Source organism: Idiomarina tyrosinivorans, assembly GCF_003987475.1.
Taxonomy (GTDB): Bacteria; Pseudomonadota; Gammaproteobacteria; order Enterobacterales; family Alteromonadaceae; genus Idiomarina; species Idiomarina tyrosinivorans.
Map to the genome: position 1 here is coordinate 62,147 of NZ_PIQH01000010.1, position 9,681 is coordinate 71,827.

Below are 9,681 nucleotides of genomic sequence, written 5' to 3' on the forward strand. Positions count from 1 at the left end.
TGCTGATACAAAATTGGCGCCATTATACGCGATAACCGCTACACGCGATACCGTCGAACCCGTTGCTCCAATTTTTCCACCGCATCGCTCAGTTCATCGGTATAAGATCGCGCCTGCTTAGTCGCCGCTACGGTTTGATCGGTCACCTCCACGATTGCGGTCATGTTTTCGTTGATGGTTTCAGAAACGCTACTCTGTTCTTCTGCCGCGCTCGCAATCTGCGCATTTTGCGAGTTAATGGTGTTCACCGAATCCAATACCGAGCGGAGCGCTTCTTCGACACCGTTTGCCTCACTGACACTGGTTTCACTGCCCTCTTTAATGGCATTCATCACCTCCGTCACCGAACGTGTACCGGCCTGTACTCGTTCGATCATTTCCTCAATCTCATGAGTACTTTGTTGCGTGCGACTGGCGAGCGTTCGAACCTCATCCGCTACCACAGAAAAGCCGCGACCCGCTTCGCCCGCACGCGCTGATTCAATCGCCGCATTCAGCGCTAATAGATTCGTTTGGTCAGCAATATTGCGGATAACGTCTAACACGCTACCAATTTGTTGTGACTCGTTAGCAAGTGTTTCAACCACGTGGCTACCCTCGTCAACGCGCCCCGCCAAACCATTAATCACGTCCACTGCCCGTTGTAACACCTGCTGCGCGGTAGCGACCAGTGATTCCGCTTGTTCCGCCGCCTGCGATGCTTCGGCGGCACTGCGAGACACCTCATGCGAGGCAGTCGCCAACTCATTGACCGCTGTTGCAACTTGCTCGCTCTCTTGTTGTTGATGCCCGGCTCGGTCACTTGTATCACTCATCAATTGCCGCAAACTGCGCGCTGATTGCGTCATATTTGACGAGGATTGGCGAATATGGCGTACCATTTCCGCGACTTGGTCAGCGAAGGCATTAAACGCCGTTGCTAAGTCGCCCATTTCATCGTTGCTGCTGTCATCTAACCGTTGCGTGAGATCACCATCGCCCTCAGCAATGCCTTTCATTGCCGTTAACGCATTTGCCAGCGGGCGGGTAATACTGCGCACTACAACCAGTGCTAAAAAGGCAATGATTAACAGTGCAAAAATTGAAGCAATAACGGCGTTGATAGCAGCATTTTCCAAACTGTTATCTACTTTAGCGGCGATATTTGCACTTTGCTGCTTGAGGCCGTCGACCCAAAAGCCAGTACCAATCACCCAGCCCCATTTATCCAGCAACCGTGCATAACCTAATTTAGGCTTTACCTGACCTTTCACGTCTTTCCATTGGTAGGCAACATATCCGCCGCCCGATTCAGCCTGCTTAATCAGTTCTCGGATCAGGTAAACGCCTGAGGGATCCTGGAAATCATACAGATTTTTACCCTCCAAAGCGGGATTAACTCCGTGGGCAATATTTACCCCATCGCGATCATAAACAAAGATATATCCGGCATCATCGCCATCACTGAAGCGTAAGTTTCGTAGTATTTGTTTAGCCCGCTGCTGCATCTCCGCTCGGTTGGCGGGATTACTCTGTGCAACAAGGTGTTCAATGGAGGAAAACGCTAAGGCTAAATAGTTTTTCAACTCGGTTCTGCTGCCGCTATTTAACTCATCAGTAAAGCGCGAAACGGCTTGCTCGCCAACTTCACCCGACTGGTAAAGGTTATAGCTGGTCAGAAACACGGCGAGTAAGATTGGCGGTACCAAGGCAAGAATCAGAACGCGGAATCGAATATTTAATCTCATGAGGCTCTCTTTACGTTTATCAGCGATGATATCGCTATGAGGAAAAGCGTAGCAGAGGGTACGGTGAATTGCGTAAATAGCGATTAGACTTTAGTGGTAAATTGGTAAATTAACGCATCCTCTTTTGTATCACCACGCTGATAATAGCCGGTGCGAACGCCAACCTGCTGAAAGCCCATTCGCTGATACAACGCAATTGCTGGAACATTACTCGCTCGCACTTCCAACCACACGCTCGCCGCCTGCACCGGGACTTCAGCTAACACATCGGTCAACAACGCTGAGGCAACCCCCTGACGTTGAAAACTCGGATGAACCGCAATATTAAGCAATGAGATCTCATCCGCAACATGCTGGCAGATGGTATAACCCACAACTTTACCATCGACTTTGGCCGCGCGATTACGGTAGTGACTTCCCTGGCAGGATAAAAACATCGCCGACGACCACGGCACGCCATGTGCCTGTTGCTCTATTTCAAAGGTTTGAGGATTAGGCGTAAAGGGTTCGATATCAATAGCTGCATTAGCCATGCTGAAGCCGTTGCCACCATTGCTGCTTGAGGTCTGCCGGCGGCGCTTTATCAAGCCAGTCACTGAAATCTAACAATGGCTCTTGGCTGGCACTGGACACCGCTACCGGGCGCTGGGCTAGCGCCCAACACAGATCGGCTAACCATTGTGGCATCGCCACTGGCAGTACACAGTCACCAACAATCAACGTGTTCCCAAGCCGGTAATAATAGCGATCGGGCATTGCCTGTCGTGGACTCCAGCGAGGAATGCCTAAGCCGTTCAAGGCTTGCTGTTGATTGCGCGTCCAGTTCATATGATTCATTTTCGCCGAGTAATATTCCCAGTTTAACCGAGCTTACGGAGAATGCTAGCGTAGAACTACTTTAGAGGGGATTTCAGCTTGGCAGGGGCGGAGGGATTCGAACCCCCAACCGTCGGTTTTGGAGACCGCTGTTCTACCAATTGGAACTACGCCCCTAAGCTGAGCAGCGATTATACCGAGCACTCATTTGCTGGCAAGTGATTTATTGATTTTCTGGTTCAACTGCTGAATTTTTCAGCGCTCGCGACACTACGCTAAATCAAAAACCTCTTCAGCCACCGTGTCCGTTAATTCTTCTAATTGAAACTCATCCAATTGAAAGTGTTCCATCACCCCTTCTTGCACCGCTGTCCACTCTTGTTCTCCGGCGTCTGGGCGCAGCTTCATATCGACCGCGTAGCGTGCAACTTTGACGATAGATAATAAATCTAAGCCTAGCCGCGACAGCTCATTCGAATAGTAGATAGAGCTATCCTCGAATAAATAATAAATCACCTGCACCAATACTTTTGGCAACTTCCACTGTTGCGCAAGCAACGCTCCGACAGTGGTGTTGGCGGTATCATATTGCTCACGTTCGCGCTCAATAAGATCAAACCAGGGTTGCTCATTGGCATCGGCAATAATATCCGCGTAACCGTCAAACTCAGCCAGCATTACCGGCACCCCCGAACTCTGGAACAATCCCAGCATATAGGCGTGATCTTTCAAAGCAGCTTTGCCGAGCGCCTCTGCGACAATCACACAAGCCCCTGCAACCCGTTCGTTGTAATCCCAAAAGTCATCCAGTGATTTTGCACCCGCTAAGGTCGATTTTAACGCCACCGCGCGCACTAGCGGAAAAATCCGCTTCAAACCCAGCGTCATCACGGCTTGTTGAATAGATTCAATTTCGTTGGCGCGACGGTAAGCCGCTGAATTCACCACTTGTAGCACCGCCGCAGAAATCCCCAAATCGGCGGCAATGGCTTCAGCAACGACGCTCACATCTGGCTCAGCATTCTTCGCCTCAGCGCTCACTGTAAGCAGGGTCTGTGGGCGCGGGGGGATAGTCACCGATTGTAACAGTTGCTTTTCTTTTGCCGTGATGACGATAGCCATAGCGTTCGATATTCCTCTAAAACGTTATTTGCAGCAGATTCTTCGCTGTGCCACTATCCTTACTCAATCTTCCAAATTCAGCAAGGCTTGAGACGATAATGTGGTGTAGTAAATTGCGTTTACGCCAAAGATTTAACTACGGATTAGCCGTTTTGTTAATCACATTACCACTTCAACTGGCCTTCGCCCAACAACTTAACGTCGAAATACGTGGTGTCGACGGCAAATTAAAAGAAAATGTTGAGAGCCTGCTGGAAATAAAACGGTTAGCCAATAACGACAACCAAGACTCGTTGAGCGCCTATCGCATTCGCTACTTGCACCGCCAGGCAGCAAAAGATATTCGTCAAGCGCTTGAGCCTTTCGGCTATTATCACGTCCAAGTTAATAGTGAATTGAAAACTCAAACTACCCCCTGGCTGGCGCTCTACAACATTACGTTAAACGAACCCGTACGCATTGGTGATGTTTCTTGGGTGATTAAAGGCGAAGCCGAAAATGACCCTGCTTTCCAAGCCTGGGCGGCTACTCACCGTCCGCAAACCGGTGAGGTTTTTAACCACCAACGGTATGAAAGTGCAAAGTCAAAACTTAATCAGCTAGCCAGTGAACATGGTTATCATCAAGCCGAGTTTACCGAACATCAAGTGCGGGTCGATATTGCTTCCAACCGTGCCAATATTACTGTGGTTTTCGATTCGGGTCCCCGTTATCACTTCGGCCCCGTCAGCTTTTCTGCTGCTGAGTTGACTGATGCGTTTTTACAACGCTATGTCACTTTTGCACCCGGCGACCCATACTACGCTGAAAAAGTGCTCGACTTACAAATGGCGTTAGTTGATAGCCAATATTTCGAGAGTGTTATCATTAAACCTCTATGGCCTGAGTCAGGTTCTACTGAAGTGCCTATTGATGTAGATACGACGCCCAATGCTAAAAGTCACTATCGAGTAGGTTTGGGTTACGGAACTGACACTGGAGCGAGGCTCACTTTCGCGCAAGACCGGCGCTGGGTTAATGACAGCGGTCACCATTACCAAGCCGCGTTGCGCTTGTCGCAAGTCCAGAGCACCGGCAGCTTTACCTATATCATTCCTGGCCGTTCGCCTCGGACAGACAGTTACAGGTTGCGAGGCGAGGTATCGAATAAACGTAACGAAGAGCAGCACAGTAAAAAATATCTTGTTGGCGTATCTGATATTCGTCGTTTGGGTGGCTGGCAGCGCACATACGCCTTAGACCTGATGCAAGAAAACTTTAGTATTGGTGATTTTGAGGAAGGCAATAGCCAGTTTTTAGTGCCGCGCACCCACTGGAACTATATTAGCGCAAGAGATAGACTCAATGTTAATGAGGGCTACCGCATCGAACTCGGCTTAAAAGGCGGCAGTGATAGCGTACTCTCTGACACCACTTTTGTGTCCGCAACGGCGTCAGCCAAATCCATTCTTCCTTTCACCGATCGTTGGCGTGTAATCAGTCGTTTAGCACTCGGGGCGACTAAGGTCGACGATTTTAGTGTTTTACCACCGTCGCTAAGGTTTTTTACCGGTGGTGACAACAGTGTACGCGGCTACGGCTACGAACAGTTGGGACCGCGTAACGCTGACGGAGCGGTTATTGGTGGCCGTTACTTGGTTGCCGGCAGCGTAGAATTTGACTACCGTTTTGCAGAGCAATGGCGAGTTGCCGTATTTACCGATATAGGGAATGTGATGTTAGAGCCTAACCAGCCACTGAAACAGTCTATTGGTTTTGGCTTTCGTTGGATTTCACCGATTGGTTCGATTCGTTTAGATTTTGCTCAAGCGATTGATGAACCAGATAAGCCTTGGCGCCTACACTTCACCTTGGGGCCAGACTTATGAGGCCATACAAAACCCTAGCAACGGCCTTTCTCTGTCTAATTTTCGGTGTGCCGCTGTTGTTGACCGCAATCATCAGTACCGGTTTCGGTTTAAACTGGGCGGCTCAGACAGTCTTACATATTACCCGAGCACCAGTCACTATTGCGCGCATTGAAGGGCAATGGTGGTCTACTATCGTTGCCCACGACGTTCAAATCAATACTGGCGCTAACCAACTATCAGCCACTCGGGTAGAAGTGCAATGGTCCCCTTGGTCGCTGTTTGATGGTGAATTGGATGTCCACCACGTGTACATTGATAGCCCTAACCTCAGCCTCGCTAGCTCGACCGCGGCTACAACAGCAGAAAGCAAACCTGTTACACTCGATATTGCTGCGCCGTTACCCATTCAGATTACTAAACTACGCGTTAGTGACGGAGAGTTACACCGTGCCGAGATCGATCAGCCGTTTGCGGCTGAGTTAGCCCTGAGCTGGCAAAGGCACAAAGTGACAACGCAGATTACACGTTTGCACGTTGGCGCATTAACGGTTGCTGGCGACGCAAGCCTATCGTTAACACCGACGTTATCGCATCAGCTAAGGCTCAGCGCCGATTATGAGGCGGCGCAACACTACCGCGCCACCGTGGAATTACGTGGCAACAGTCAGACCAGTGATGCCCAAGTTAACGTCAGCCAGCCGCAATCCGTTGCAGTAACCGCACAATTACAGCAGCTATTAACCGACTTACACTTCTCTGGCAAGATACGCATAGCACAGCCACTGAAGCCTCAACAGTGGTTAGCTGACCTACCAGATGATCTTCCACAACTGCAAGGCACGATGCAATTTGACGGTGACTTGGAGGCTATTACGCTGCAACCGGACGTGATTTTGAACCATCAACAACAACAAATGGCACTGACTGGCAAAATATCCGTAGCATTAAAGCAGCATCAAGCAAAAATACATCAGGCCGAGATAACTCTCAGCGAGGGTTTAGCGAACGGTCAATTAGCTGTCAGCGGCGAACTGAATTGGCAGCAACCGCAACACCCACACGTTGCCTTAAACGCAAAATGGCAGCAACTTAACCTGCAGTTACCGCAACAACCGACGATTCAAAGCACTACCGGCGATCTTAGCGTGGTTGGTACGCGGCAACATTTGCAAGTTGAATTGCAGCAACAGCTACAAATCGCTGAACAACAATTCGGCAAAATGCACTCATCACTGACATTGCTGCCTGAAAGCGCCCATATTGAGCACCAACTGAAAGACTATAACGGAAACCTTGTTGCTGATATCAGTTGGCATAATAAGTCCCTACAAATAGAACAATTTAACGCCGACTTCCCCCACCTCACGGCTTCGGCATCGGGTAACCTTACAAACAGTATCGACTGGGATTTGATGATTGCAGACTTATCAATGCTGCCTATTGCCGCTGTGGATGTCGCCGGCAAACTTAAGGCAAGCGGTCAGGTTTCGGGTTCATTGCAAGACCCTCGCGTAAACACGCACGTCACCATCAATGAGTTAAAGCTCAATCAAACCTCACTCGGTGACGTTAGCACGCGGCTCGCTGGCACCCTATCGGAACACCACCTAGAGCTCAGCATAGCTTCCACCAAGAATCATCTTGAAACCCGTGTAGACGGCAGCTATCAAGATCAGCAGTGGCAAGGCACAATTAACCAGTTGGCGCTCAACATCGATAACTATGACCAGTGGCAACAGCTACAACCGACGCCGTTGCGCGTTTCACCGACACAGCAAAAGCTTGGTGAACTTTGCCTCAAAGCTCAATCGAACCAACAGCTCACCTGCATTCAAGGCGAACATCAAGGTCAAAGCGTGAGTTTTGCCAGTAATATTGAATATTTGCCTGTAGTGTGGCTGGAGCCGTGGCTGCAACTGCCACTCGGCACCAATTTAGAGGGTGGATTTAAAGCCGTTGCCGAGGGCTTATATGACATTAACCAGCAACGTTTCAGTACGCTCGACGCCGAACTCAGTGGTCAGTCATTTGCGATTCGCTCAAACCGGATACCCGAACCGATCACCTTTAAGCAATTGCGTCTAACTGCACAGCAACAGCCTGATAAACCCATCTTGCTGGACTTTATGTTGCAGCCCCAGAGTTTTGCAGGGTCAGCAACGGCGTCTGTGACACTGGAAGACTTTCGCGCTGACAGTCCAATAAAGGGCAAAATCGATGTGACTCTAGACGATCTTGCCCTAGTTAATGCACTAATCAGCCAAGTAGAGCAAGCTAAAGGGCACGCGCAAGCTGAAATCACTATCAATGGCAAACTGCAACAACCAGTACTAAGCGGTCACGCCAATGTTGTTGCTTCACAGCTTCTAATTCCTCAAACCGGCACACTTATTAACGACTTAACCGCAACCGTTAGTGATGCCCAGACTTCTCGGCAACAGTTTGAAGTTACAGTCAAAGGCCGAGCTGGTAACAGTAAAGACGACGGAAACTTTGCCGCGAGAGGTTGGATAAACCCGATACAAAGAAAGGGGCAAATTACGTTACGGGCTGAACGTGCGACTGTTATTGATACGCCTGAGTTAAAGCTGACCTTAAGCCCCGACATCGATATCCGTTTACAGCCGGAACGTACAGAACTATCGGGTACCGTGAGGGTTCCTAGCGCACGTATAGCTAAACCTGATATGAGCAACACTGTAACGGCGTCTAGCGATGTAGTTGTGGTAAAAAATGGTGAGCCTGTAAGGGATAAAATGGTAAAAACCAAGCATGACCTCTATGCCGATATAAAAGTAGTGCTCGGTGACGATGTTCAAGTCAAAGCGCTAGGATTTAAAGGCCAACTCAATGGTAGCTTAGTGATCCATGAACAACCTAAACAACCTACTACAGCAACGGGTAGTGTCAACGTTAATACGGGTGAATATGAAATTTACGGGCAAAAATTGAATGTTGAGAAAGGGAGTTTTATCTATACTGGCACACCAATAGATAATCCTGGCCTAGATTTGCGTGTGACGCGTAGATTCACTAATCCAGCAGCTGACCCAGCATATGTTAAAGTTGGCGCACAGGTAGCGGGAACCTTGAATAACCCGAGCCTTAACCTTTTCTCTGATCCGTCGATGCCAGATTCAGATATTCTTTCTTACTTAGTGCTTGGCAGAGCTCCGGGCGCGGGTGAAACCAACGCTGATGCTTTGCAATTGCAAGCGGCAATTTTGCTCGGTACTCAGGGTACCAATGTGATTGGTAAAAACGTTAAGGATGCCTTTGGTCTAGACACCTTCGGTATTGATAATTTGGGTAATAGCACCGAAGATACATCGTTTTATATCGGTAAGTACCTATCGCCAGACTTATACGTTAAGTATGGCATCGGTTTGCTGACCCCGATTAATACCTTCTTTTTACGCTATCGACTCACCGATAATCTATTCTTAGAATCACACTCTTCCACCCAATCACAGGGCGGAGACATCATCTATAGTTTCGAAACCAATTAACGCCGTAGCCTGTTGCTATGCCGTAGCCTGTTGCTATGCGGTAGCCTGTTGCTATTGCAACAGGGATTCCGCGATGTTTAGGGTTGTCAGTGTTCGGGGATCAGAGATCGAGAAAGGCGGCGGGTGATGTCGATGTCCTGCCGTGATAACGGCAGGCTACCGCACGGGAATTCCGCGATCCAGACGTAGCCTGTTGCTATTGCAACAGGGATTCCGTGATTTTTGGGGATCAGAGACCGGGAAGCGGCGGGTGATGTCGATGTCCTGCCGCGGTAGCGGCAGGCTACCGCACGGGAATTGCGCGGTTCAGCCGTAGCCTGTTGCTATTGCAACAGGAATTCCGCGATGTTTGGGGGTTTGCGATGTTTGGGGGTTTGCGATGTCCGGGATTGTCGATGTTCGGAGATCAGAGATCGGGGTAGCGGGAGGTGATGTCGATGTCCTGCCGCGGTAGCGGCAGGCTACGTAGGACACTGGCCATAAAATAAAAAATCCCCCGTGCTTGCGCACGAGGGATTATTTATTTGAAGTCTGGCGGTGTCCTACTCTCACATGGGGAAACCCCACACTACCATCGGCGCTGGTGCGTTTCACTACTGAGTTCGGAATGGATTCAGGTGGTGCCACACCGCTATGGCCGCCAGACATAAACTGTTC

Annotated in this window: 6 protein-coding genes, 1 tRNA gene and 1 rRNA gene; 2 read left to right on the forward strand and 6 right to left on the reverse strand. The window is 49.5% G+C overall.

What is annotated here, in order from left to right; genetic code table 11:
* Window positions 1-38: 38 nt before the first annotated feature.
* The 5 genes from CWI84_RS10685 to CWI84_RS10705 form a co-directional block, all read right to left on the reverse strand.
* Window positions 39-1,727 carry a methyl-accepting chemotaxis protein gene (locus CWI84_RS10685; RefSeq protein WP_126842578.1) on the reverse strand — a complete coding sequence of 563 codons (1,689 nt, stop codon included), beginning with the start codon at window positions 1,725-1,727 and terminating at the stop codon, window positions 39-41.
* A gap of 83 nt (window positions 1,728-1,810) precedes the next feature.
* Window positions 1,811-2,260 carry a ribosomal protein S18-alanine N-acetyltransferase gene (rimI, locus tag CWI84_RS10690; RefSeq protein ID WP_126842579.1) on the reverse strand — a complete coding sequence of 150 codons (450 nt, stop codon included), beginning with the start codon at window positions 2,258-2,260 and terminating at the stop codon, window positions 1,811-1,813.
* Entirely contained in the window at window positions 2,253-2,555 is a 303-nt protein-coding gene (locus CWI84_RS10695; RefSeq protein ID WP_126842580.1) for a hypothetical protein, read from the reverse strand. The genes rimI and CWI84_RS10695 overlap by 8 nt, the downstream gene beginning before the upstream one ends.
* Before the next feature lie 88 nt (window positions 2,556-2,643).
* Window positions 2,644-2,720 (reverse strand) — tRNA-Trp (locus CWI84_RS10700).
* Window positions 2,721-2,813: 93 nt separating this feature from the next.
* Entirely contained in the window at window positions 2,814-3,665 is an 852-nt protein-coding gene (locus CWI84_RS10705; RefSeq protein ID WP_126842581.1) for an HDOD domain-containing protein, read from the reverse strand.
* A gap of 152 nt (window positions 3,666-3,817) precedes the next feature.
* Between CWI84_RS10705 and CWI84_RS10710 the strand changes: the two genes are divergently transcribed.
* Entirely contained in the window at window positions 3,818-5,533 is a 1,716-nt protein-coding gene (locus CWI84_RS10710; protein ID WP_241968781.1) for an autotransporter assembly complex protein TamA, read from the forward strand.
* Window positions 5,530-9,024: a translocation/assembly module TamB domain-containing protein gene (locus CWI84_RS10715; protein WP_126842583.1), complete on the forward strand. Its 3,495-nt coding sequence runs from the start codon at window positions 5,530-5,532 to the stop codon at window positions 9,022-9,024. The genes CWI84_RS10710 and CWI84_RS10715 overlap by 4 nt, the downstream gene beginning before the upstream one ends.
* 529 nt (window positions 9,025-9,553) lie before the next feature.
* Here CWI84_RS10715 and rrf read toward each other — a convergent pair.
* Window positions 9,554-9,669, reverse strand: a 5S ribosomal RNA gene (gene rrf / locus CWI84_RS10720).
* Window positions 9,670-9,681: the final 12 nt, after the last annotated feature.